The 24,419-nt window shown below is 56.2% G+C and carries 26 protein-coding genes, 1 tRNA gene and 1 pseudogene; 10 read left to right on the forward strand and 18 right to left on the reverse strand.

Annotated features, from left to right (window positions below; all coding sequences use genetic code 11):
• The 4 genes from FRH_RS14450 to gloB all read right to left on the reverse strand — a co-directional run bounded on the left by FRH_RS14450 (position 1) and on the right by gloB (position 5,156).
• Positions 1-1,074 (reverse strand): microcin C ABC transporter permease YejB, encoded by a 1,074-nt coding sequence (locus tag FRH_RS14450; RefSeq protein ID WP_139527693.1) that lies wholly within the window; start codon positions 1,072-1,074, stop codon positions 1-3.
• A 113-nt stretch (positions 1,075-1,187) separates the two neighbouring features.
• Positions 1,188-3,065, reverse strand: coding sequence for an extracellular solute-binding protein (locus FRH_RS14455; protein WP_219863688.1), 1,878 nt, complete (start codon positions 3,063-3,065; stop codon positions 1,188-1,190).
• Positions 3,066-3,134: 69 nt separating this feature from the next.
• Positions 3,135-4,358 (reverse strand): transglycosylase SLT domain-containing protein, encoded by a 1,224-nt coding sequence (locus FRH_RS14460; RefSeq protein WP_281997073.1) that lies wholly within the window; start codon positions 4,356-4,358, stop codon positions 3,135-3,137.
• A gap of 30 nt (positions 4,359-4,388) precedes the next feature.
• The gene (gene gloB, locus FRH_RS14465) at positions 4,389-5,156 is read right to left on the reverse strand and encodes a hydroxyacylglutathione hydrolase (RefSeq protein ID WP_139527686.1); all 768 of its coding nucleotides are present in this window, start codon (positions 5,154-5,156) and stop codon (positions 4,389-4,391) included.
• A gap of 113 nt (positions 5,157-5,269) precedes the next feature.
• Here gloB and FRH_RS14470 point away from each other — a divergent pair, with 113 nt between their 5' ends.
• The 4 genes from FRH_RS14470 to nudC are packed head-to-tail and all read left to right on the forward strand — an operon-like array spanning position 5,270 to position 8,033.
• On the forward strand, positions 5,270-6,067 hold the full coding sequence (locus FRH_RS14470) for a methyltransferase domain-containing protein (protein WP_281997074.1): 798 nt from the start codon (positions 5,270-5,272) through the stop codon (positions 6,065-6,067).
• The gene (gene rnhA / locus FRH_RS14475) at positions 6,060-6,545 is read left to right on the forward strand and encodes a ribonuclease HI (protein WP_239296900.1); all 486 of its coding nucleotides are present in this window, start codon (positions 6,060-6,062) and stop codon (positions 6,543-6,545) included. Before FRH_RS14470 ends, rnhA begins: the two co-directional genes overlap by 8 nt.
• Positions 6,527-7,264 (forward strand): DNA polymerase III subunit epsilon, encoded by a 738-nt coding sequence (gene dnaQ, locus FRH_RS14480; RefSeq protein ID WP_281997075.1) that lies wholly within the window; start codon positions 6,527-6,529, stop codon positions 7,262-7,264. Before rnhA ends, dnaQ begins: the two co-directional genes overlap by 19 nt.
• Positions 7,257-8,033, forward strand: a complete 777-nt coding sequence (gene nudC / locus FRH_RS14485) for an NAD(+) diphosphatase (protein WP_281997076.1) — start codon at positions 7,257-7,259, stop codon at positions 8,031-8,033. The genes dnaQ and nudC overlap by 8 nt, the downstream gene beginning before the upstream one ends.
• 7 nt (positions 8,034-8,040) lie before the next feature.
• Here the strand turns inward: nudC and FRH_RS14490 are convergent, their stop codons facing one another.
• Positions 8,041-8,352, reverse strand: a complete 312-nt coding sequence (locus tag FRH_RS14490) for an SCP2 sterol-binding domain-containing protein (protein WP_139527677.1) — start codon at positions 8,350-8,352, stop codon at positions 8,041-8,043.
• Between the two features lie 160 nt (positions 8,353-8,512).
• Between FRH_RS14490 and sohB the strand changes: the two genes are divergently transcribed.
• Complete coding sequence (gene sohB, locus FRH_RS14495) at positions 8,513-9,559, forward strand: protease SohB (protein ID WP_281997077.1); 1,047 nt, start codon at positions 8,513-8,515, stop codon at positions 9,557-9,559.
• A 26-nt stretch (positions 9,560-9,585) separates the two neighbouring features.
• Here the strand turns inward: sohB and FRH_RS14500 are convergent, their stop codons facing one another.
• Positions 9,586-9,906 carry a metalloregulator ArsR/SmtB family transcription factor gene (locus FRH_RS14500; RefSeq protein ID WP_139527673.1) on the reverse strand — a complete coding sequence of 107 codons (321 nt, stop codon included), beginning with the start codon at positions 9,904-9,906 and terminating at the stop codon, positions 9,586-9,588.
• 296 nt (positions 9,907-10,202) lie between these two features.
• Here FRH_RS14500 and FRH_RS14505 point away from each other — a divergent pair.
• The 3 genes and pseudogenes from FRH_RS14505 to FRH_RS14515 all read left to right on the forward strand — a co-directional run.
• Positions 10,203-12,125: pseudogene (locus FRH_RS14505) on the forward strand (propionyl-CoA synthetase); the annotation flags it as partial.
• A 180-nt stretch (positions 12,126-12,305) separates the two neighbouring features.
• The gene (locus FRH_RS14510; RefSeq protein ID WP_139527669.1) at positions 12,306-12,974 is read left to right on the forward strand and encodes a 7-cyano-7-deazaguanine/7-aminomethyl-7-deazaguanine transporter; all 669 of its coding nucleotides are present in this window, start codon (positions 12,306-12,308) and stop codon (positions 12,972-12,974) included.
• A gap of 16 nt (positions 12,975-12,990) precedes the next feature.
• Complete coding sequence (locus FRH_RS14515; protein WP_139527667.1) at positions 12,991-13,794, forward strand: alpha/beta fold hydrolase; 804 nt, start codon at positions 12,991-12,993, stop codon at positions 13,792-13,794.
• Here the strand turns inward: FRH_RS14515 and FRH_RS14520 are convergent.
• Together FRH_RS14520 and FRH_RS14525 are read right to left on the reverse strand one after the other, a co-directional pair.
• The gene (locus FRH_RS14520; protein WP_281997078.1) at positions 13,775-15,160 is read right to left on the reverse strand and encodes an exonuclease domain-containing protein; all 1,386 of its coding nucleotides are present in this window, start codon (positions 15,158-15,160) and stop codon (positions 13,775-13,777) included. The genes FRH_RS14515 and FRH_RS14520 overlap by 20 nt on opposite strands.
• A gap of 45 nt (positions 15,161-15,205) precedes the next feature.
• A complete protein-coding gene (locus FRH_RS14525) occupies positions 15,206-16,288 on the reverse strand; it encodes an ABC transporter substrate-binding protein (protein ID WP_343218260.1) in 1,083 nt (360 codons plus the stop codon).
• A gap of 222 nt (positions 16,289-16,510) precedes the next feature.
• On the opposite strand from FRH_RS14525, the gene FRH_RS14530 reads away from it, so the two are divergent.
• Positions 16,511-18,217, forward strand: coding sequence for a potassium/proton antiporter (locus FRH_RS14530; protein WP_139527662.1), 1,707 nt, complete (start codon positions 16,511-16,513; stop codon positions 18,215-18,217).
• 58 nt (positions 18,218-18,275) lie between these two features.
• Positions 18,276-18,366 (forward strand) — tRNA-Ser (locus tag FRH_RS14535).
• A 133-nt stretch (positions 18,367-18,499) separates the two neighbouring features.
• On the opposite strand, the gene FRH_RS14540 is transcribed toward FRH_RS14535, so the two are convergent.
• The 10 genes from FRH_RS14540 to FRH_RS14585 all read right to left on the reverse strand — a co-directional run bounded on the left by FRH_RS14540 (position 18,500) and on the right by FRH_RS14585 (position 24,246).
• Entirely contained in the window at positions 18,500-19,519 is a 1,020-nt protein-coding gene (locus FRH_RS14540; protein ID WP_281997080.1) for a tyrosine-type recombinase/integrase, read from the reverse strand.
• Positions 19,516-19,737, reverse strand: a complete 222-nt coding sequence (locus FRH_RS14545; RefSeq protein WP_281997081.1) for a DUF4224 domain-containing protein — start codon at positions 19,735-19,737, stop codon at positions 19,516-19,518. The genes FRH_RS14540 and FRH_RS14545 overlap by 4 nt, the downstream gene beginning before the upstream one ends.
• 93 nt (positions 19,738-19,830) lie before the next feature.
• Complete coding sequence (locus tag FRH_RS14550) at positions 19,831-20,214, reverse strand: hypothetical protein (RefSeq protein ID WP_281997082.1); 384 nt, start codon at positions 20,212-20,214, stop codon at positions 19,831-19,833.
• Between the two features lie 284 nt (positions 20,215-20,498).
• Entirely contained in the window at positions 20,499-21,005 is a 507-nt protein-coding gene (locus FRH_RS14555) for a hypothetical protein (protein WP_281997083.1), read from the reverse strand.
• 240 nt (positions 21,006-21,245) lie between these two features.
• Positions 21,246-21,839 (reverse strand): hypothetical protein, encoded by a 594-nt coding sequence (locus FRH_RS14560; protein ID WP_281997084.1) that lies wholly within the window; start codon positions 21,837-21,839, stop codon positions 21,246-21,248.
• Positions 21,836-22,189: a hypothetical protein gene (locus FRH_RS14565; protein WP_281997085.1), complete on the reverse strand. Its 354-nt coding sequence runs from the start codon at positions 22,187-22,189 to the stop codon at positions 21,836-21,838. The genes FRH_RS14560 and FRH_RS14565 overlap by 4 nt, the downstream gene beginning before the upstream one ends.
• Before the next feature lie 15 nt (positions 22,190-22,204).
• Positions 22,205-23,098 (reverse strand): hypothetical protein, encoded by an 894-nt coding sequence (locus tag FRH_RS14570; protein ID WP_281997086.1) that lies wholly within the window; start codon positions 23,096-23,098, stop codon positions 22,205-22,207.
• Positions 23,099-23,132: 34 nt separating this feature from the next.
• Positions 23,133-23,291, reverse strand: a complete 159-nt coding sequence (locus FRH_RS14575; protein WP_281997087.1) for a hypothetical protein — start codon at positions 23,289-23,291, stop codon at positions 23,133-23,135.
• Entirely contained in the window at positions 23,279-23,767 is a 489-nt protein-coding gene (locus tag FRH_RS14580; protein ID WP_281997088.1) for a hypothetical protein, read from the reverse strand. The genes FRH_RS14575 and FRH_RS14580 overlap by 13 nt, the downstream gene beginning before the upstream one ends.
• Positions 23,768-23,802: 35 nt before the next feature.
• Entirely contained in the window at positions 23,803-24,246 is a 444-nt protein-coding gene (locus FRH_RS14585; RefSeq protein ID WP_281997089.1) for a hypothetical protein, read from the reverse strand.
• Positions 24,247-24,419 lie beyond the last annotated feature (173 nt).

Consider the following 24,419-nt stretch of genomic DNA (forward strand, 5'->3'; position numbering starts at 1 on the left):
TCAAGACTCCCTCGACGCGAAATCGATGCGCGGGTCGACCCACACGTAGGTAAGATCCGATACCAGTTTGAGCAGCAGGCCAATCACGGTATAGAGAAAGAGCGTGCCAAAGATGACCGGATAGTCGCGCTGCATGACGGCCTCGAAACCAAGCAGACCAAGGCCATCCAGTGAGAAAATCACTTCGATGAGCAGCGCACCGGTAAAGAAAATACCAATCATGGCTGATGGCAGCCCAGCGATGATGATCAGCATGGCGTTACGAAACACGTGCCCGTAGAGCACGCGTTGCTCATCGGCACCTTTGGCGCGTGCGGTGAGCACGTACTGCTTATGTATTTCATCCAAAAAGCTGTTTTTGGTCAGCATGGTCAGGGTGGCAAAACTGCCGATTGAGGCCGCGATAACGGGCAGCGTGATATGCCAGAAGTAGTCTTTTATCTTGCCCCATGCCGACAGGTCGTCAAAGTCTGGCGAGGTTAGCCCGCGTAGCGGAAACCAATCTAGATAGGTTCCCCCAGCAAACAGAACGATGAGTAGAATGGCGAATAGGAAGCCGGGAATGGCGTAGCCAACGATCACCAGCCCCGATGTCCAAACGTCGAAACGCGAGCCATGGCGTAGCGCTTTGCGAATGCCCAGAGGAATGGAAATCAGGTAGACCAGCAAGGTGGTCCATAGGCCGAGTGACACCGACACGGGGAGCCGCTCTATCATTAAATCGATCACCGGACGATCACGAAAGAAACTGGTGCCAAAATCAAAGGTTAGGTAGTCCGTCATCATGCTGATGAAGCGTTCATGGGCAGGTTTGTCGAAACCAAACTGCTGTTCGAGCTGCTCGATGAAGCGCGGGTCGATGCCCCGTGCGCCACGGGAATCATCATTGATCTGAACATCCGCACCGCCCATGTCCAAGCGTGTACTGGCCATGGCATTGGCACCTTCGAAGCGAGCCAGCATTTGATCGATCGGCCCGCCTGGCGCGGCTTGTACGATCATGAAGTTGAGCAGCATGATACCGAACAGCGTCGGAATCATTAGTAGCAGTCGGCGTAAGGTATAGCGAGCCACAGTGCACTCCATGAATGGACGACAACAAGGAGGGTTGTCGGCAAGCGTTATCGGCGCTGGTTATCAGCGATGGTTGGCAGCATTCGTTCAAACTCACCCCGGGGCAGGCTTGCCTATCGGCGGCGATTGCGTCGCTGAAGCGCCGCTTCACGTTCGGTATCTACCCACCAAGCATCGAGATCCATGGCGTAATCAGGAAAAGGTTCTGGGTAGCCAAACTTATCCCACACGGCGATGCGTGTCTCGCCAGAGTGGTAATGCGGAATCACATAAAAGCCCCAACGTAGCACACGGTCAAGGGCGCGGGTGGCCGTATCCAGTGATTCCCGGTCATCGGCTCGAATGATCTCTTCCACCAATGCGTCGACGGCTGGATGGGCCAGCGCCATACGGTTGCGGCTCTGTGGCGCTTCGGCGGCAGCGCTGGTCCAGTAATCGCGCTGTTCGTTACCAGGGTTATTGGATTGAGGAAAGTGGCTAATGACCATGTCGTAGTCGTAATCCCGCACCCGGTTAAGGTACTGGTTGATATCGACAATGCGCATGGACGTCTGGATGCCTAGGCGTGCCATGTTGCGTAACATCGGTTGTACCACGCGCTCCAGCCCTGAATCATATAGGAGCACTTCGAGGGAGAGGGGGCGCTCCTGATCATCTACCAGTACCCCCTCCTCAACGCGGTAGCCTGCCTCACGAAGCAGGCTTAACGCCAACCGCAGCCGCTCGCGTAGTTCAACCGGGTGATCGATGGGTAAGGGCGCCGTAAACAGCCTGTCTGATCGATGTGACGCCAAAAGCTCATCACGGTATGGCTGTAGTAGCGCCAGTTCCTCATCGGAAGGCATGCCGACCGCCTCCATTTCGGAGTTTTGAAAGAAGCTCTCGGTTCGGGCGTAAGTGTTGTAAAAAATATTGGTATTGAGCCAGGGGAAGTCGAACGTCAGGCTCAAGGCTTCTCGTACACGTGGGTCCTGAAACTTTTCTTTACGCAGGTTGAAAACGAACGCCTGCATCATCGATGGGTTAACGTCGGGTACGGTAATCCTCTCGATTAGCCCGTCACGGTAAGCAGGAAAATCGTAGCCGATGGCCCAGGTGGCGGCACGCGCATCGATACGAAAATCAGTGAGGCCCGCTTTGAACGCTTCCCAGGCAATGTCCCGATCCCGGTAGTACTCGTAGATGACCCGATCGATGTTATAGCGCCCGATATTGACGGGCAGGTCTTTACCCCAATAGTTTTCGTCGCGCTGATAAACGATGCGACGCCCAGGGTCTACCTCACTAATACGGTATGGTCCTGAGCCAGGGTGAGCGGCAAGCGTCGGAGCGCTAAAATCACGAGGCTCCCAATAATGTCGGGGTAGGATGGGAAGCTGCGCCACGATCAGGGGCAGCTCTCGAGAGTCGGTGTCATTGAATTCAAAGCGAACCTGATGCTCGTTCAACGCGATGACTTGCTCGACGCCTGCGTAATAGCTGGCATAAAAAGGGTTGCCCTGTTCGCGAAGAAGGTCGAAAGAGAAAACGACGTCGTAAGCGGTTAGGGGCTCTCCATCCTGAAAGCGGGCTTGTTCGCGCAGGTCAAACTCGATCCAGCGACGCTCCGGATCCAAACGCACGCCTTCTGCTAACAGGCCGTAAAGGCTAAAAGGCTCGTTGGGGTTACTCGCCATCAACGTGTCATAGATTTGCGAGATGCCGGTGGCTGGCGTACCGCGAATGATGAAGGGATTGGTCGAGTCGAAGCTGCCGCCGACCGCAGTGTGAGTGATGGAGCCACCTTTGGGCGCTTGAGGGTTGACGTGGGGGAAGTAGGCGAAATCTTCGGGTAGCGCCGGGCTATCGTAAAGCGATAGCCCATGTACCGTCTCGACCGGGACGGTACTGGGCGCGCTGCCAAGCATCTCTTCCGAGGCCCATAACGAACAGCTCAGCAGCAGTGTGCTGATCAATAATCCCGTCTTTTTGAGCATGACGCTGCGTGCCATCGGTAAACTTCCTGTTGTAACCTTGCCTCAACGTTATAATGCCCGTGTATGACTGTGCTATCGGCTCTGCTACTGATCCGAGAGTGACAGTAGCTGCCCAGGCTGAAGGGCTTCGGGGCGCTCGATAGCATTCCAGCGGATTAAGTCTTGCTGATCAACGTTATATCGGGCAGCAATCGTTGACAGATTATCCCCTCGCTCGACGCGATGCACCTCTGGGGTAGCGGTCGAGGCCAGCGTCGTGTCGTTGGCTTGCGAAAGCTGAGCTAATACCTGCGTATCTACCTCTTCTGGCACCAGGAGCGTCTGCGCGCTACGTGGGTCGAGGCTGCCATTGAGCAGACCAGGGTTTAGCTCGGCTAGCGCTGATTGGCTGACATCCAATAGTTGGGATGCTTGTGCCAAGCTGACGGGCTGCTCCAGCTGCACTTTGGCAAAGGCAGGATCTGGATGGATGTCCGGCAGCTTGACGCCATACTTGTCAGGTTCGTTGATGATGGTGGCAATGGCTTTTAACTTGGGTACGTACTGCATGGTTTCATGGGGCAGTGATAGGTCCCAATATTTGCCAGCTAGCCCTTGACTCTGTGCATGGCGCTGGGCACGGTTAACAGTGCCTGCGCCCGCATTATAAGCGGCTAGCGAGAGCATCAGATCTCCCTCGTACCACTCATCGGCCTGCATTTCCAGATAATCCAGCGCTGCTTCCGTCGAAGTGACCACATCCAATCGGCCGTCATAGTTGCCATTGCGTACTAGCCCCAATGCGTCACCCGTACCGGGCATGAACTGCCATAAGCCGGCTGCACCGAGATGGCTGCGTGCGCTAGGGTCAAAGGAGCTCTCGACAAATGGAATCAGAGCGATTTCACCGGGTAAGCCGCGGTCGCTCACTTGTTGAGCAATCCAAGCGAGCCACGGTGTGGCACGTTCGGTAATGGCCGCGATGTTTTCCGGGCTAGAGCGATAGTACTCGATCCATTCATCGACTCTGGATTGAGCATCGGCGGGAAGGTTCTTATCCTGCCACTGGAAGCTCGAGCGTAGCGAGCTCCACGCATCCTGGGGCTCCAGTACCAGCGACTCCCAGAAGTGGTGATGCAGCGCAGTGGGCTGGAAGCGTGCGGTGCGTTCGTTCCCATTATTCGCCACGGCATCATTGACGGTGGTATAGGTCAGATTTGGATCGGTGGCAGATGCTTGTGAGCTGGCTGCAGCGGCCAAAAAAAGGCCCATTACTACGGTACTCCCAGCGCTTAACAATAAGCGCTGGCGAATCGTTCGATAGGTCATAGTCGAGTTCGTTTCTAGTCGATAGCGTTCTTAAAAACGGTTCTTCCACTCCCGAAGAGTGGTGAACGTAGCGAGATTGTCATCGTTAGACCCCTGGCATCCCGCCGCTTGGCGCACGCTGTCGGTGCCCACGCGCAAGTAGGGGTTGATCGTCAGCTCGCGTCCTATCGTGCTGGGTAACGTCGGCCGGTCCAATGCCCGTGCCTTCTCACACTCCTGCAGTGCGTATGTCACAGCGTCATTGTCAGGGTCGGCAGCACGTGCAAACGTCAGGTTCGCTTGCGTATATTCATGCGCTGCAAAGACCAGTGTATCCTCGGGGAGTTCCGCTAAACGATTCAATGAGCTGAACATTTGCTCGGGTGTGCCTTCGAACAGGCGCCCGCAGCCTGCGCAAAACAGCGTATCGCCGCAGAAAAGCAAGGCGGGAATGCCGGGAGCGAAATAACTAATGTGGTCAAGAGTGTGTCCCGGTGTCGCCATGACATCGAACAGGCGACCCATGATGCGCACCTGATCACCGTCCCTCACGCGAACGTCGATTCCTTGGATGTCAGGGTTGTCGGGGCCAATGACGCGAGGAGAGTAGCGTTTGATGAGCGCATCCAAACCGCCAACGTGATCCTGGTGATGGTGAGTGATCAGTATGGTGTCTAGGGTGAGCGCCTCACGTTCGAGGATGTCAATGACAGGCGCTGCTTCACCGGGGTCCACCACGCAAACGCTTTGACTGGTATCTTGTCTTATGAGCCAAATATAGTTGTCGCTTAGGGCGGGTATCGGTGTCACGCTCATCATGGGCGAGATCCTTTGAATGCTAAAAATGCGTAAAGTCAAACCATGCGCTGTCGCGCGCAAAACTGATACAAATAGACGTTAAAAAGCCGTTACTGTGGAGGGAAGCGCCGTTTATGTCAAATTCGCCAAAAGCCGACAGCTTGGCGCAGCGCTTGACCTGCGCGCAGGCTTACTGGCAATCCGATGCAGGCCGAGCGCTTTGGGAAACCCAACGTGCCTGCCTGGGCCCTGTGGTAGAAGGCCGCAAAGGCGGCCACAGTCTCGAAATGGGCATGGGGCCAGCAATGATGGGTATGTCATTGATTACACACCCGATTCGCTGGGCTCCCAGCCGCGCCTTGGCAGAGAGCGATGCCTCGTTGGTGTGCCCGCCGGATCAATGGGCACTGCCTGACCGTTGCCTGGATACGGTGGTCATTCACCACTGGCTGGAACACCTTCATGAGGCTCACCATACCCTTCGGGAGGCGGCTCGCGTAACGGCGGATAATGGCGTTCTGGTTCTGTTTGGATTCAACCCGCTCGGTTTGAATGGCTTAACACAGCGCTGGCGCAAGCAACAAACGGCCTTTCCCTGGAACGGCCACTGGCGTTCGGCGAACCGTTTAAAGGATTGGTTGGCATTTGTCGACTTTGAGGTTGAGCGCGTAGACTACTGCTGTTTTCGTGGCCCACTCAGTACAGCTTGCGGTGTGCGCTGGGAGGCTTGGGGGAGGCGGCATAATTTGCCGCTGGGCGAAAGTTATATGATTCAAGCCCAACGACGCCAGCGTCATGCCCCCGTTCAGCGCGTCAAATTTGGTCTAAGTGCTCCGATCGCGCCCTCTTCGTTGGGCGCTACGCGGACGGGCGCTCCCTGGAGCCACTCGAAGAGCCAGCGTCGTTTAAAAAAGGATAGTGAACGTGAGTAAGCAAGCAGCCGAGGGGCTGCCCCAGGTAACGGTGTATACCGATGGGGCCTGTCGAGGAAATCCGGGCCCAGGCGGCTGGGGAGTCGTGTTGGAAAGCGGACCCCATCAAAAGACATTGAAAGGCTATGAGGCCGAGACCACCAACAACCGCATGGAGTTGACGGCAGCGATCATGGCACTGCGTGCTTTGAACAAGCCTTGCAGCGTTGCGTTATGGACAGACTCGCAATACGTCCGCCAGGGCATTACCCAGTGGATTCATAACTGGGTCAAACGCGGCTGGAAAACGGCGGCCAAGCAGCCTGTCAAAAATGCCGAACTGTGGAAAACGCTTCATGAAGAGACGCATCGCCATCGCGTAGAGTGGCACTGGGTGAAAGGGCACAGCGGCCATCCAGGCAACGAGCGTGCCGATGAGCTGGCCAACGAAGCCATCGATGAACATCAAAGGAGAGCGGCATGCGTCAAGTCATCCTAGATACGGAAACGACGGGTATCGATCCCAAAGATGGGCACCGTTTAGTGGAGATTGGTGCCGTCGAGATGGTCAATCGTCGTTTTACCGGACGGACTTACCATCAGTACATCAATCCCGAGCGCCATATCGACGCTGAGGTGGTCGCGGTCCACGGCATCGATGATGCTAAAGTAGCGAACGAGCCTGTATTTGCTGAGATCGCCGATGCGTTTTGGGCGTTCATCGAAGGGGCCGAGTTGGTCATTCACAATGCCCCCTTCGATGTTGGGTTCATCGATCACGAGCTTGGCATGCTCAACAAACGCCGTCGGGCACCCGCGCTCGGACCGGTGCGAGACCATTGCCGAATCCTCGATACGTTGGTCATGGCGCGTGAAATGCACCCGGGGCAACGTAATAATCTCGACGCATTGTGCAAACGCTATGATATCGACAATGGACACCGCGTACTTCACGGCGCTTTGCTAGACGCCGAAATACTGGCCGATGTGTATCTGGCCATGACCGGCGGCCAAACGGCGCTGACCTTGGATGCCGATAGCGGCAGTGACAAGCGTCAGCAGAATGAAGCGAACGAAGGTCTTTCGGTGCGTCGCTTATCACTGTCGCCTGGGCAACTGCGTGTCATTCGCCCCACCCAAGAGGAGTGGGCAGCTCATCAGGCCAAATGTGAGGCGCATCAGTTGCGCTGGCTAGACGGATCCGCTGCCGATGCTTAAGCGCCAAATCCCCCATCATGTCAAAGAGGGGCATGTGATACGTGTCTCTCGCAGTTACATTGCGCCTGCGCCTATCAAGAGTGAGCTATCGCCGCTGCAGCCTCTCCAACCATGGACTGAGCAGATGCAGCCACTGTGCTATTGGTACGATGAACCGGTGGCACTGCTGGTGGAAACCCAACCCGGCGACGACTGGATAGAGGGGCGACAGTGGCTGGGACAGTTGCCCGCATCCTGGTTTAGCTTGCTGTCGACGGCACTACAAGTGGGTGCTTGGCTGGAGAATCACCGTTATTGCGGACGTTGCGGAGAAAGAGCCACCAAGCTCGAAGCCGAGTTTGCCATGCACTGTCACGCCTGTGGGCACCGTAACTATCCGCGTATTTCGCCCTGTATCATTACGCTGGTCACCAGCGGTGAGGCGATGCTGCTAGCGCGCAGTCCGCGCTTTCCTCCCGGGCGCTACTCCACGTTGGCCGGTTTTATCGAACCGGGAGAGTCTGCAGAGGAGGCCGTGCATCGAGAAATTTTCGAAGAGGTAGGGGTGCACGTGGATCGGTTACGATATCACCATAGTCAGGCGTGGCCCTTTCCGCACTCGCTCATGCTGGGTTTTTTTGCCGAGGCCACGACAAAGCGCATTCGGATCGATGGTGTAGAGATTAGCGATGCTGCATGGTTCTCGCCGCGGCAGCTTCCGTCGCTGCCGCCGCCTTACTCCATTTCTCGCGACTTGATTGAAACGCATTTAGCAAGGTGGCGCGAGTAGGACGTGTTTATTGGCTGGGGAACAGGCTGGTCAGCTTGGTGGCGAGCATGACGTTACCGGTGGCCTTCAATTTACCGGTCATGAACGCCGTCATGCCATTGATCTCACCGTTCATGATGCCCTTCAGCGTGTCCGTACTCATGCTCAGGCTGACCGACGGATCGTCGTGCTCGCCCTCATGCACGCCGAGCGTACCATCCTGGATATCCAAGTAGTGACTGCCCGCATCGGCGAAGTGAAACTGAAAGACTTCGTGCATCCCTTTGGCCGCCTCGGGGTTAAAGCGAGATTGCAACTTATCAAGTGTGGTGGATGACATAGGATCGTTCCTAAGTGTGAGTGGTGTCATTAACGTACCATGTTTTGGATGAGATTATTTCAAACAATTGTTTTAATCAAGCCTGCGGTACTAACGCCAAAAGCAGGCTTGATTGAAAACAAAAAAGCAAACGTTTCAAACACAGCAGAGGAGAGTGACGATGGCTGAGTGGGTCGTGGAAATGGGCACATTCTTACTGCAAACCACGCTGATCATGGGGGCCGTCGGGCTATTGCTGATCATCGTTATGCGCAGCAAAGAGACTGGCGAACATGGCCTGAAGCTGCATGTCGAGTCGCTCAATGATCAGCGCCGGGCACGCCAGCGCCGTCTGCGTGTGACGACGACCGTCCAAGGGGCGCGTAAAAAGCTCATCAAAGCGTTTCGTCAGGAGGAGAAGGCCAGGCAAAAAGCAGCCAAACAAGGTCATAGTGGCAGTTCATCGCAACAAAACGTTTGGGTCTTGGACTTTCATGGCGATATCAAAGCGTCTCAGACGGAACGGTTTGCCCAGGAAGTGTCTGCGGTGATCGACGTAGCCAGTGCCGATGATGAAGTCATCGTCAGGCTCGAATCAGCGGGCGGTCTGGTACATGCCTATGGCCTAGCAGCCGCCCAGCTCGACCGGCTCAGAGAAGCGGATCTGACGACGACGGTATGCATTGACAAAGTGGCTGCTAGTGGGGGCTATATGATGGCCTGCACGGCCAGTCACATCAAAGCCGCACCATTTGCAGTGATCGGCTCGATTGGCGTAGTGGCGCAAGTGCCGAATATCCACCGCTTGCTCAAACGTAACGATATCGATGTCGAGTTGTTGACTGCCGGTAAATACAAGCGCACGTTGACGGTTCTGGGAGAGAACACCGAAGAGGGGCGCGAGAAGTTCATCGATGATTTGGAAAACACGCACCGTTTGTTCAAAGAATATGTCTCCCGACATCGTCCAGAGATGGATATCGACACGCTCGCGACAGGCGAAATTTGGTATGGCAGTGAAGCGTTGGAGCAAAAGCTGGTGGATAGTATCGGTACCAGTGAGGCTTACCTGGTGGAGCGGATCGCCAACGCACAGGTGTACCGCGTCAAGCTAGAGCCGCCGAAAACACTTAGCCGTAAGGTGGGGTTGGCGGTGTCGGCGGGGGTAGAGCATGCCATTGTGAAGGCGCTAGGCGTGGTCGATGCCGCAGGGTGGCAGCGCCGCTAACATCGGTGGCTGGCGGCGATGGTGCGCTACGCCGCATAGTGTTGCGCCAGGGTGGCGATGATCGCCTTGGCGCTTTCACTGCTCAGAGAGTAGTAAATGGTTTGTGACTCCCTGCGGGTATTGACCAACTGGTCACGACGTAAGATGGCTAGATGCTGTGACAAGGCCGATTGGCTCAACGAGAGCTGCTGATTGATTTGTGTCACTGACAATTCTTTCTCAGCCAGTAGGCACAGAATCTGCAAGCGTTTTTCGTTGGCTAGTGCTTTAAGCAATTGCGTGCCCGCCTCGATGGCGTGACCATTATGTTCCAGAAGTCGTGTAGCGGCGCTCGTAGAAGCAGACATGAAAATCTCCTTGCCTACACTGTTATGACAGCGTTGTTATAGGTTATGTAGCCATCGTCGCGTCGCGAGGATTGGGTTATTTAATGATCAGTAATTTAGGGGTTTTTGTCCAAATATGGGTTTAACGCTCTATCAATGATAATAGGTCGTGCGTTGTCGACAATACTGGCGTTTGGATGCGTCTTTGGTCGCGTTTACACCCATAGTATGAGGGTGGGTTGGTGAATTACTTTATAAAGTGTCGACAATCCATCTTTGCTTTAAAGATGCTCTTTCATTGACACAATAATCACAAGGTCACCATGAGCCTCTACCAGCGTACCTACCAACACGCCATCGAACATCCAGACATGTTTTGGGCCGAGCAAGCCAAGCGAGTGCCCTGGTACACACCACCTAGCACCATTCTCCATTACGATGAGCAGCAGCATGCGCGCTGGTTTCACGATGGAGAGCTGAATATCTGCTACGCCGCCATCGACTACCATGTCGAGCAAGGTCGCGGCGATCAGCCTGCGCTTTACTGGGACTCCCCGGTCACCAACTCAAAACAAACGCTGAGTTACCAAGCGCTGCGCGATCGAGTGGCGCATGTTGCGGGCGGGCTCGCCAAGCTGGGCGTGAACAAAGGTGATCGCGTGATCATCTATATGCCCATGGTGCCCGAAGCGATGATTGCCATGTATGCCTGCGCCCGCTTGGGCGCGGTTCATTCGGTGGTATTTGGTGGTTTTGCCCCCCATGAGCTGGCGGTTCGTATCGAAGATGCCGAACCCAAAGTGGTCATCGCTGCCTCCTGCGGTGTCGAAGTCGATAAAGTGCTGCCCTACAAGCCGATCGTCGACAAAGCTATCTCTCTAAGCAGCTTCAAGCCCGATGCTTGTGTGATCTACCAGCGCGATGTGCACCGCGTCGAGCTGCAGCCTGGCGATGTGGATTGGCAGACGCTGGAGGCAGAGGCGCTTTATGTTGAGTGTGTCCCCGTCAAAGCCACCGACCCGCTTTATATACTGTATACCTCTGGCACCACTGGGAAGCCGAAAGGGGTGGTGCGTGACACCGGCGGTTACGCCGTCGCCTTGGCCTACTCCATGGAAGCCATCTATGGGTTGAATCCCGGCGACGTCATGTTCACCGCCTCCGATGTGGGGTGGGTGGTGGGGCACTCCTATATCGTCTATGCACCGCTACTGCGCGGCTGCACGACCATCGTCTACGAAGGCAAGCCCGTTAAGACCCCGGATTCAGGGGCGTTCTGGCGCTTGATTGATGAGTACAAAGTGAAAAGCTTCTTCACGGCGCCCACGGCGTTTCGAGCTATCAAAAAAGAAGACCCCGAAGCCAAGCAGTTAGAGCAGTACGATATCAGTAGCTTGCAGCACTTATACGTGGCAGGCGAGCGTCTAGACCCGCCTACGTTCCACTGGTTAGACGACCTGCTCGATGTGCCGGTGATCGACCACTGGTGGCAAACCGAGACCGGCTGGCCGATTGCTGCCAACCTGCCAGGCATCGAAGCGGCGCCCACCAAAGCGGGTTCTGCGACATACCCCGTGCCTGGGTTCGACGTGCAAATAGTAGATCGCGATGGCGAACAGGCACCCGCCATGCAGCAGGGCAGTGTCGTCATCAAGCAGCCGCTCCCCCCGGGGTGTCTGGTAGGCATTTGGCGAGACCCACAGCGCTTTCATAGCGCTTATATGGCGGCTTACCCAGGTTTTTATTTGACCGGTGACGGCGGCTACTTCGATGAAGAGGGCTATCTTTTTATCATGGGGCGTACGGATGACGTGATCAATGTCGCCGGACATCGTCTCTCTACCGGTGAAATGGAAGAAGTGGTGGGGGCGCATCCTGCCGTGGCTGAGTGCGCCGTAATCGGTATTCACGATGAGTTGAAAGGTCAGGTGCCGGTCGGGTTGGTGATCCCCAAAGATGGCTTTAATGGCGATGAGGCAACGCTTGAAGCCGAGCTCATCGAGCGGGTTCGCGATCACATAGGCCCCATTGCGTGTTTCAAGCAAGTGCTGGTGGTCAACCGGTTACCCAAAACTCGCTCTGGTAAGATATTGCGCAAACTGCTGCGTAATATCGCCGATGGTAAATCCTTCGGGATACCCTCTACCATCGATGATCCGACCAGCCTGGACGATGTGCATACCGCGATGCGCGAACGCAATGTGGGTGCCGCTGATCAGGCTACTCCCACCGATCACTAATGCTGTGCTGCACGCGCCACCGCCCTGTAAGAGCCTAGCTGCCGGGGCGGTGGGGCGGCTAGATACGTTCCACTGCCTTTCATTACTGCTGGTAACGCGTATAATGCGCGCCCCAGTAGCGCTTATGGCGCTTTTTTGAGGGTTCCCTAACCCCTCTCCATTAAAAAAAGGTCAATTCGCATGTTCGCTTTAACCGACGCTCAGCATCGCCGTTGCCTCATGGTGATGGTCGCTTTCCATATCACCATCATCGCCGCCAGTAACTACCTTGTGCAGCTACCCTTCACGCTATTTGGTTTTCACACCACCTGGGGCGCCTTTAGTTTCCCATTTATCTTTCTGGCGACTGATTTGACGGTTCGCCTGTTCGGTAAAGGACCTGCGCGTAGTATTATTTTGCGCGTGATGTTTCCCGCGCTGCTGGTCTCCTACGTCGTATCCGTGATTTTTCCGAGAGGCAGCTTCGCTGGCATCGAAGCGCTTGGCGAGTGGAATCTTTTCGTGGCCCGCATTGCAGTGGCAAGTTTTCTGGCATACGTGCTCGGCCAGCTGCTGGATGTGCAGGTGTTCGATCGCTTGCGCCAGTGGGCTTGGTGGGTCGCGCCCGTTTGTTCGACGATCCTGGGCAACCTAGCGGATACGTTTGCCTTCTTCGCCACCGCCTTCTATAACAGTCCTGATCCTTTCATGGCGCAGCACTGGGTAGAAATTGCTGCCGTCGATTACGCTATTAAGCTGAGCATTAGCCTACTGTTCTTCCTGCCGCTTTATGGGCTGCTGCTGGCGTGGCTCACGCGTCGCTTGGTGGTATGGACGGGACAACACGACGCCTCACCGCGAACCGCTTAACCGATAAGGACGTAGCATGACCGACCGTGCCCCCGTGGATCTTTACGTGATGGACCTGCCCGCCGAGGCCGATGAGACAAGCCAGCCGCTAGTAGTGATTCATGGCTTGCTCGGTAGCGCCGACAATTGGCGTTCACACTTGAAAGTGTGGCAGCGAAAGCGTCGGGTGGTCGCGGTGGACCTGCGTAACCACGGACGTTCTCCCCACGCCGAAGGCATGAGCTATCGGGCCATGAGCCAGGACGTGTTAGCCGCGCTGGATAAGTTGGGCATCGAGCAAGCCCACGTGTTAGGGCACTCCATGGGCGGCAAGGTGGCCATCACGCTGGCCCGCCAAGCCCCACAGCGCTGTCTCTCACTGATGGTGGCCGACATCGCCCCAGTGGCCTATCAGCACGGCCATGACGACGTCTTCGCCGCGCTTGAGCAGGTGCGCGAAGGTCAGCCTACCAATCGGCGTGAAGCGGATGCCTTGCTGGCGGAGCATGTCGATTCACGGCCCACACGACTCTTTCTCGCTACCAACCTGGTGCGAGACGAGCAGGGCGTGATGGGCGTGCGGGTGGGGTTGGACGAGATCAAGCGCGGCTACGAGGATATCATCGGCAAGCCCGATGGGAATGTCCCGTTCGAGGGGGCAACGTTAGTTCTGCGCGGCGCCGACTCTCACTACGTTAGTGACGACATGCTGCCCGCGCTGCGTGAGGTGCTGCCGCGAGCCCGGCTCGTCACCCTCAAAAACGCCGGGCACTGGCTACACGCCGACCAGCCCGAGGCGTTTCAGCAAGCCATCGATGCTTTCATAGCGGCGCAATCGTAAGGTTATGTTGCTCTGGGTCGTTCAAAAAGCGGTTGAGAATGCGATAGGTATCCATGTCGAATTGTGGCGCGTCCCCCGTCAGCGCTTGAGCGCAGCGGTGGGTCGTGGCGCTCCCAAAGTAGCACCAATGGTCGACCACATGATACGCAATGGGGCCGCCTCGGCGGCTCTGCTCACGGATGACGATACGGCCTGGCCACGGCCATGCGCTCACCTGCAGTTTGGCCAGTGCTCGCTGCGCGCGCAGGCTATGCGCTTCCAACGGTTCCTGCTGACAGCACGCGCCACGGCATTTGCCTAGCTGTTGTGCAAAGCAACGCCCTTTGCCTTTCTCCAGGCCCAATACGCGAGGGCAAAGGCCGTGCTCTTCGGCCACGCTGCGTAGCGCTTCTTTGGCCTCTTTGGCACTCCTAAATAGACCGAACAGCTTGCCCGGCTGAGGCTGGCTGATGGCCTTGCCGCTCACCAGTGTGGGGCAAAGGGCATCGCTCGGCCAGTACCACGTTTTCAGACTCCCTTGGCGGCGTAGCTGGCGGTTCATGATGGGCATCAACGTCTTGACGAGCTGCGCTTCGCGTAGCTGAGCGCTCATATCCCCCGCGGTTTCTTCCCACTCGATATGCTGGATCTGTTGAGCAAGACGCATTTCTTTATCGTCTTGATGGTCGCGCTGAAAATGACCCAGCACTCGACTGCGCAGATTGACACTTTTACCCACGTAGAGCGGCAAACGGTTATGCCCGTAAAAAAGATACACGCCGGGGGCGCTAGGCAAATCGGCGATCTGATCGCTGGAGAGCTGCGCTGGCAGACTGCGATGGCGCTGTTCGTCGGTAAGGGCCGCCTGAAAACGCTCCGTTTCACATTCGCGTCGCCAGGTTAGCCATAGCTCCCATAGCGCGTTGGCATCGTCTTCGGCGCGGTGCTGACGTGCCCTAGGAATATCGAAATGGGCCAGCAGAGCGGTCAAGTTATGCGTGGGCAGCGTCGGGTGTAAGCGTCTTGCAAGGCGCAGCGTGCATATCACCGAAGGTTGGTAGCGATGGCCAGCGCGTTTGAACTCGTTGCGTAAGAAACTAGCGTCGAATCGCGCGTTATGCGCGACCAGGCAGGCACTGCCGAGCCATGCCAGCAGCTTCTCGGCGATGTCAGAAAACGTAGGGGCGTTGGCCAGCATGTCATCATAGATGCCGGTGAGCTGACTGATATGGGCGGGCACACTGGTCTGAGGATGAGTCAAGCAGACAAACCGGTCGACGACGTCACCGTCCACTACCTTCAGTGCCGCGATTTCGGTGATCCGGTCACGGGTGGCCCGAGTGCCGGTGGTTTCGATATCGATAAACACTAGTGGGGTATCGTGCATAGAGCTCCAGCGCGTTATGGATGTGGCAGGTAGCTAAAGCGTGGGTCAACGCGTCATGAGAAGGTGTGGATTCACCGCGAGGCGCGCTACAGGAAGCTCGTCAGAGATCGCACCAGCGTTTTGTAAATAGCGCTCGAACGCAGCATAGCGCCGCTCATCCAGCGCCGCCGGGCTTAGCGCGACGCGGCGAAGCAGATCATCCCATGTGGTTTGATGAATGGGATTATCCAGCACGGGGTGAGTCGTAACCAATAGCGACCACGCCTCGTCCGGGTGCTCGATCATCCAGTTGCTGGCTTCTTCCACCGCCAACAGTACCCGCGACCACGTTGTGGCTCGACGAGCCACGGAATCGCTGTTAGCTACGAGAATGAGTCCGTCGTGGCGGGGGATATCTAGCTCGCTGTAGCGAACGGTGTGGGTGACGATGCCATCGGCCGCCAGTTGCGCGGGCAAGCTGTGGTAAAAACCATCCGCCACGGCATCGACTCTGCTCGAACGGAGGGCATCAGCGGCATCGAAATGCACGCTTTCGGGCGCAACGAAGTCATCCACTTGGCGCACCGAGCGTGGCAGTAGTCGCTCTACCAGCACGTCACGCCCTTCGCGGGTAGAAAAGCCGTAGTGCAGGTCGGCCAGGGTGTCCTCGACGTTGGCAGGTGCGGGCGCTTCGCCCGCCACGATCACGGCGTTGAGCGGTGTCTCGATCAACGTGGCGATACGGACGATGGGCGCCCCTTCATGGGCATGTAGATGCAGAAGCGGCTGGCGAGTCAGGGCTAAATCGACCTCGCCGGCTGACAAAAGCTTGATGGCAATGGATGGGTCAGCTGGGGTCGATAGGGCGATATCCAAGCCTTGGGCGGCGAACAGTCCGCGCTCTTTTGCCACGATAAGCGCCGCATGCTGTGGGCTCAAATACCAATCTAGCATCAGCGTAAGTTGTTTGAGCGGTGGCGGATCAAGGGGCGGGGGCGGTACCACTGCCATGCTGGGAGCTTCTTCGAGTGCCTCTATTGCCCGGTCGTCATCGGCAGGCCACAGCCCCTCGGGTAGTCTTACGGTGCTATCCAAAGAGAGCGGCGGCTCAGTGATCTCTGCTTCACGCTCTTCGTTTGCGTAAGTCACTGAAAATGAAAATAATAAAATAAGGACCCATGACAGAGCTATTAATGAACGTTCACGCCAAAAAGCGTTCAACATAACCTCAACTCCCGATGGTAGGACGGCGGAGTTTAGCTGTCAGGCAAAGCATCTGGCTAGTCCCTTGCATAAACCTAGCGAACACGCTCAGTAAATTCAGCAACGACATGCAATAATAGAACGGCATTAATGTAGAGATGGAGAGACATGGACGCAATTTATACGTTCTTCCTGGTGGGTGGTTCCCTAATGGCGCTCAGCATCCTCGCGAGTCGTCTCTCTTCCATGGTGGGCGTACCGATACTGCTGATTTTCTTGGGCCTAGGGATGTTGGCCGGAGAGGAAGGACTGCTAGGCGTCGAGTTCGATGACTATTCCATGGCCTTTACGATCGGCCATCTAGCGCTCGCCATGATTCTGCTCGACGGTGGGTTGCGCACGCGTCTTAAAACGTTCCGAGTCGGGTTTCGTCCTGCGCTCTCTCTGGCGACGTTCGGTGTCTTCATTACCAGCGCCATCGTTGGCGTCATCGCCATGTGGGTATTTGATCTCTCCTTGGTGCAAGGGCTGCTGGTAGGTGCCATCGTCGGATCTACCGATGCTGCGGCGGTCTTCTCCATGTTGAGCGGGCGGGGAGTGAACCTTAACGAACGGGTAGGGGCGACGCTGGAAATCGAATCGGGTACCAACGACCCGATGGCGATCTTTCTAACACTGATGCTGGTAGAGCTGCTGGTCGGTGACATCGGCGGTGTCGGCGAAACGTTGCTGTTCTTCATTTCTCAGTTTGGTATTGGGTTGGCAGTCGGCATTGGGGGCGGATGGCTTAGCGCCAAACTGCTCCGCTGGCTGGACTTGGCACCTGGTCTTTATGCCATGCTGGCGTTGGCACTTGGCTTTAGCGTGTTCGGGTTGACCAGCGTGCTGGGAGGCAGCGGCTTTTTAGCGATTTATCTAGCGGGCCTGATGATTGGTAATCAGCCAGGCCGCCACCTCAATTTCATCCTGCCCGTACACGATGGTTTGGCCTGGTTGAGCCAAATCGGCTTGTTCTTGGTGCTGGGATTGCTGGTGACGCCCAGCCAGCTTTGGGACGTGGCCCTGCCCGCTGGCTTCGTTGCGTTGGCGTTGATCTTCGTCGCTCGCCCGCTGGCCGTCTTGATTAGCATTAAACCCTTTTTCAAATTCCGTTGGCGCGAAACCCTCTTCATTGCCTGGGTCGGCCTGCGCGGAGCCGTTCCGATCGTGCTCGCCATTTTTCCAGTGATTGGCGGAGTCGAAAACGCGTCGCTCTACTTTAATGTCGCCTTTGCGGTGGTGCTGATGTCGCTGCTGATTCAAGGCGGCTCTCTCACCCTCATGGCCCGCTGGCTGAAAGTAGAAGTACCCGCGGGTACCACGCCCAACCGTCGCGGTCCACTGGGCATCCTCCCGGATAACGACTTTGAGATGTTCGTTTATGTCGTCGAAAACGAAGACCTTGAAGACGTTCCAATCCGATTGCTGCGCTTCCCCTCGGGTGCGCTGATTTCGGCGCTGTTCCGCAATCACGTCATGCTGCATCCCAAGGGCAGCACCCGGTTGAAACTTGGCGATGTAATCTGTGTGATTGGTCGTACGGAAGACCTGGTCGCGCTCAACCGACTGTTCAATGGCGATGCCAAGCTCAAACAAGAACGCGCCTTCTTTGGCACCTTTACCTTGGACGGCAACGCCCAAATGCAGGATATCGCCCAAGCCTATGGCTTGACACTGAGCCCCGGCGAGCAGGAGATGACGCTCGCAGAGTTCGTCTCTCTCAGAGTCGGCGGTCACCCTGTGGTCGGTGACGACGTAGATTGGCACGGTATCCACTGGGTCGTCAGCGAAATGGAGGGTGGCATGATTACCCGCGTCGGTTTAAGGCTCTACTAATTTATTCAAAAGGCGTTGACTTACAAGGAGAAGATGTTAGTATACGCACCCATAAGCCGGAGGGATGGCAGAGCGGTTGAATGCACCGGTCTTGAAAACCGGCATAGGTTAATAGCCTATCCAGGGTTCGAATCCCTGTCCCTCCGCCACTATTAGAAGGGAATCAGCTACTTAGCTGGTTCCCTTTTCTCGTTTCTGAGCACGAAAAAAGGTGAAAGTATAACGAGGGGAACACCTGCCGTTATACTGCTCCAGCCAGACCAGTGCATAATAGACTAATGTCTAATCTTCTAAGAACTCTCCCGCCCCCAGCGTGCTAACCGTCAACACCCGCTTAGCACGTAGATAGACCTCAGTCGTTCGCCGGTCGCTGTGCTGCAAATTGGTCATGGCGTCGTAGCCTTGCTCATCGGCATCGGTCGCGTGCTTGGCTCGGATATCATGCTCGGTAAACCGCTCGACGTGGCCCTCATGCATCGCCTTACGCATCCCGTACTGCCAGCGGCTGTGAAACTTATCCTTGTTGTAGGGCATGCCGTCCCGCTTGCAGAACAGCGTGGGGCCTTGCTTGCCACGACCTAGATTGTCGGCCTTTATCTCATACACTAAACGCCTCAGCTCATCATCCCAGGGAATGACGGCCTGCTTGCCTGCCTTGCTGCTACGTAAAACGATGCCGTCCGGAGTGAGCTGATCCAGTCGAAGCGTAAGCAAGTCACGTTGGCGTAGTCCGGTTTTGTATTTTATTAGGGCGTAGCGGCGTACCCATGGAGAGGTGAATTTTAGGAAGCGGCTAAACTCTGCGTGGGTGATATAGCGATCACGCGGCTTGAGCTTGAACTTGGTCACCGGATCGGCGGGGTTGTGTTCGACGATTCCCCAGCGCTGGGCGTACCGGAAGATGTGCTTGAGCAGAGCCAACTCATGGTTGGCCTGTGTTTTGGACTGAACGCCGCGGGCATCCATATAACGATAAATGTCGTGCACCGTTATATCGCCTGGCTCGCACTCGGCAAAAACAGCACGCAGCTTCTTAAGCTCCTGCAGGTTGGAGCGTCGTGTTGCTTCGGCAGGCTTGGCGGGGATGATCTCAGCTTCATAGCGGTCGAATATGCGGCCCATGCCTGCCTTAGGAAATAGCCGCTCTTGCCATTGCTCATAGGCAGCTTGGGCTTCTTTGGCGGTTTCTCCCAAGCGTATCCAGCTTTTGCCCACCAGTGCCTTCTGGCGGGCATTGCATTTATAGCGCCATGCGCCACTTTTCCAATACACCCGGGGGATGCCTGGGTTTTCCTGCGTCATGCGTGTAAGGCCTCAAAGTTGGGTCGCTTAGTTTCAGGCGCCTGATTAGTGTTCTCGCCGCACAGCACTTGCTCTACATGCCGACGACCCACGATCAGCGCGCCACTGGCGTTGATCTTCCAGCGCACCCCCATGGCATCAAGCGAGGCGCATTGCTCCTTGGTTCGCTTGCGGCCAGTCAGGGTTTCTATCTCACCTGGCGTTAATAACAGGTCCATGATGGCGTCTCCCTTGGTGGACAGCGAGGCCCAAGCAGGGCCTGCGGGCACAAAAAAACCGCCAGTTGGCGGCCTACTAATCGGTGGGAAAAATTAACAAGGCGCTCCTGGTGGAGCTGACGCAGAAACTATTCGGTCATGAATACGCTTGATGGTGCTCCATTCAATAGCCACCGATTGCTCGTATTCCCCATGACCATTACAAATTTCGCAATGCTCGTCCGGCTCCTCTGTATCACAATCAGGACAAGTCAGCGTTACCGGCTCAGAAAACTCGCCCATCAATGCATATTTGTGACCAGACTCTGCCGTTATCCTGGTGGGCACTAAGCTGTAACCTTCGGGGCAAGCGGCTTGCCAGATTGCCCAAGCTCTTTTTGTATCAGCGTCTCTGAAGCCGCCATCAGCATATGTATGCATAGGCATACAGAATGGAAAGCTTCCGCAAATATTTTCGAACCGTTCTCGCTGTGTCATAAATCCTCCAGACAATAAAAAACCGCTCATTGGCGGCGGTAGTCTTTGAATAACCTGGTCGATAATCGCCAGCGTGGCGTATCAGGAATAAGCCGCCGTTTGCGGACTATCTCGGCGATCCGCTTGGCGTGCGGAAGCTGGTCGAGCATCTTGGTACTCCGTGCAGCTGACGATAATGCGGTGCTTGCTTTTGCTCAGTATGGGCATTGAAGAAAAGGGCAGGTGGCCACAATCGGCGATGGCATGACGGCAGGACATGCACATGCTGTCTTTGGGCTGGTAGTTCATGTGAGCCTCTGCTTTTGGAAAGCCTCTTTGATAAAGGGCTGCATTGCGCTTACCACCTCTCTGGCAAGATGGTCAGCATCGCCGTGCAAGACGGCTGAACGTGAAAGGGCGTAGCCAGCATCGCCGCAGGGCGATCTAAGAACTACAAATTGCTGGTCTGTTAGCTTGTCCGCCTTTAGTTCTAGCCAGTTGGCTTTAATCTCGCTTATAACCATCTCCACACAAGGGGATAGCTCGTCGCTCATTTCAAAACAAAAGGGCTGCTTCCGCACAGCCGGTAGGCGCAAATAACCAATCATCCGATCCACAAGCATTGTTTTTGGCTCTAGAGCAGCGAAGTGCTCGCCTAAAACATCGGCAACACGCTGGACGGTTTCTTTGTCCCGACGTCCTTTCTCGCGAAACCAGCTTGCTAGTTCGCATTCGCGCCGATGCGCTTCTTGCCACTGTTGTATCTGAGCGCGCATCTTGCGCTTTTGATTCCGGCCAAATCGTTTAGGCATCACAGCCCCCCCCCTCGGCTTGGCGACTTATTCGCGCTGTTGGACATCCGCTGGCCCAGCGCAAAGAGCGATCATGACTGACAACGCAGTGAGCGAGGTGCCGAAGCGAATAGCGGCGACACCTGGTATCCATCCACTCAGAGCCAGGGTTGGTAGCAACGTCTCTGAGCTGCTCACGACAAACATCAATAGCAGCCGCTTTCTTCGCTGCTGATGCATGATGGTTTAGGTAGCGGCGCATCACGCACCTCCTTCGACCGGTTTGTCATCCAGGGACATGAGCCAGCCTTCAAATGCGCCACCAGCGGTAAGCTCGCCCCAAGGTGCAACGTCACCATTAAGGTGAAGCCCTGCCACGCCCTCGCTGTTATCCATCAACTCATGAATGTCCGTGGTGATTCTCTCCACATGCACCGCCAGAGCATCCCGCTCAGCCTCCAGCCTCTGCCGTAGTGCTATCTGGTGCTCCTCAGCGGCGCGGTAGGCGTCGCGTTCTCTGGTCAACAGCTGGGCTTCGACTACGAGGTCACACATGCTTGGGTTCGGGGCATCGCAGCCAAGAGCGTTGCGCAGCTCTGTTTTCAGGCGCTTCATTTCATCCGCATTGGCGCGCAGCTCATCCACTTCTTGTGCTAAGCCTTCAGCCAGCCGCCGCACCATTTCCCATGCAGCCTCATAGATTGGCCAGTCGGACTCAATGACAACGCTTTCGCGGGTAGGGATGCTCTGATTTTTCAGAATGTGAATAAGAGCAAAGCGCTGCCCCAAAGTCAGGTCTTTGTCCTTGATGACGTAGTAGCGGCCATGCTCGCGTTTAAATTCAGTAGTCATCACGCTGCCCTCATGCTTGCCAGCTGCCGCCGCAGCTCGCGGTTGTCTGCTTGCAGCGCTTCAAAGGCCTTTCGCACAGGCTCGGCACCATTCCAATCGCCTGGCTCGCCAGCACCTTCACTGACAATCTGATAAATTGAGTGAACAGTAGAGCGCTGTGTGCGCGCCTCTTGGGCATGCGCCTGAGCCTCGAGACGCAATTTGGCATTCTCGGCCGCCAGTGCATTGTTCTCTTCGATCAGTCCGTACTTTTCCGCCTCCAGGTCGTCGTTACGATGAATGAGTTGTGTCACAGCAGCGCGACGGCAGACTTGTGACAGCAAGGCACCGGCGCCCAGGTGGGTGGCAATCATTTGTTTCTCCTTGAGTTATGCAGCTTCGCTGCTCATATTGGTGGTTTCAAAACGTTGTGCCCACTCGCTCACGGATAAGCGGCGGCCGTCGATAGACTTTGCAAAGAGGCGGGCGCCAATGGCCCAGCTGTCATAGCGCCACATTCCTTTAGGGGCTCGGCTAGCACTGTTCAGTGGCTGCCCAGCATCAAGCCAGGCTTGGTGCTTGACGGCAGACGTCTGCCTAAATCGCTCCTCAATGGCAGCAACACGCCTCCATTCATCAGGATGATTGAAGTAGAGGTCCCGTATCTCGCCCTCGCTCATGTAGGGACAAAACACGCAGCTCGATTTATGAACGTCTGGCCAGCCCAAATGCTTCATCAGCCCATCCAGGTCGCTACGGGTTAGGCCCAGATCAATCAGCGGGTAGCGGTACTCGGCGGTATCGCCGTCAGGTGGAGTAAACCGCTTCGCCCGACGTCCTTCATTGGCCTCGATGCCGATCAGCCACACCGGATGGGTTATACCCTCGGTGCGTGCCCAGGCGGCCAGCACGTCGCCCTTGAATTTCTTCGAGCAGACATGAGCGCCGCCGGGCATGACGGGCACAGTGCCCAAGCGGTGACACCACTCGGCAATGGTCTCGCCCACCTTGCGGGTGATAACGAGGCGGCCTCCCAGCAAGGCCTGGACCTTTGCGATGGTCTGATAGGTGGTGGAGAACTCGGCGCCCGGGTCGCTGAAAACCGCCCGATCAAACACTGGCAGTGCTTCGTCGAGAGCTTGCCGAGTAATGTCTAGATAGCTGGCAGACGCGTCGCGATTGAGGTCCATAGCGATCATCGCCGTTGAGTCCTTGCCGCCGCCATAGGAGAGCAGGATCTGGCGCTCTTCCGGCCGACTGGCAAAAAGGTCGAGGGTTTCCATGCTGACTCCAAAAAAAGAGCCACATGGCTGTGGCTCAATGAACGATATGGGTGGGTTGTTGAAGCGATAGACTGGCAGCGACGTTGCGCACCCAAATCGGCGTACTGCCCAAGGCGAAAGTCTCGCCAGACCACGCCAATAGCAGAGTGGTGCCCATGACGCTGGCAATTGCTTCTGCTGCTACCGCTGCCATGCCTTGCCGTTGACGATTTCGCTGATTTGCTTGTGGTGCACACCATATTCCTTGGCCAAAGCGCGCATTGTGATTCCACCAGCGCGATAGCGAACGCGAATTTCTCCGGCCTTCTCATGATTCAGTTTTGCCCATGGAGGAATGGTCGGTTTCTCGATGAGGCGCTGTGAGATAAGTGCGGAACGGCATGACCATGAGCAGGTTTGTGCTCGCTTTCTTTTCGTTGGGTGTGGTGTAAACGTTGTGCCGCAGATCGAACACGTCTTATGGATGGGGTATATCTGATTGTGAAGCTGGCTGTGGCATTTTGGGCACAGCCATTGGACTTTGAGCGGCTGCGAGTAGTCAGGGTGGTGCCCTTGGGCTTTCTTTGCTCCACATGCTTCGCATGGGCCTGGCTTGAGGGTTCCGGCTTCAACTGCACGGTTTACCGCCTTTCGTGCAGCCACTTTCTGTTCAGTTGTGAATTCTTTCATGTGCATGGCCTTATCGAGACTGAAGTGTCGTCCGTCTAAGCCACCAGCTCGCCCTTGGCACCTATCTTAGGCAGCTCGTCAATACGCTTGAACAGGGCGTCAGCTTCCTCGTCAGTTGCTTTCTCGAAGCGGTAAAAGGCTGCCTTCTTGGCTGCCTCCATAAAGCTGGGCACCAGGTTCCAAAGCGCTTCGTTGGGGAGGCTGCCTGCGCTGCAGGGCTTGCCGTTGACCGTGGCGATGGCCTGAATGCGCTCCAGGCAGTAACCGGTGGAGACCTCGGTAATGTTGATGGCTGCGCTATCGTCGCCATTGCAAAACCAGGCAAAGGCGTTGATGACACGCCCTTTGTGCTTGCCTTCCATGACCTCGGCCTTCAGATCGCCCAGGGCGCTTGCTGTCTCAACCTTGCCGCCAGCGACCAGTGAGCGCTTGTCGTTTTCCTCGTCGCCGATGATGTGTGTTGTGATCTTGAGCTTCATGCGTCACCCCTTGTTCATGCTCGAATACTTCCCATGGTGGCCGCACTCACGCGGCGGCTTACGGCTTGCTCACGGCCCTACTGCAACGCAGTCTCGCGCATCCGGTGGGCTAGCACCGGGTAGCGTCATCAAGGGCGGCGCCGCGCAAACTGGCGATGTTATTGCTCCCCACC

Origin of the sequence: Halomonas sp. A020 (assembly GCF_027943625.1) — a bacterium.
Classification (GTDB): Bacteria; Pseudomonadota; Gammaproteobacteria; order Pseudomonadales; family Halomonadaceae; genus Vreelandella; species Vreelandella piezotolerans.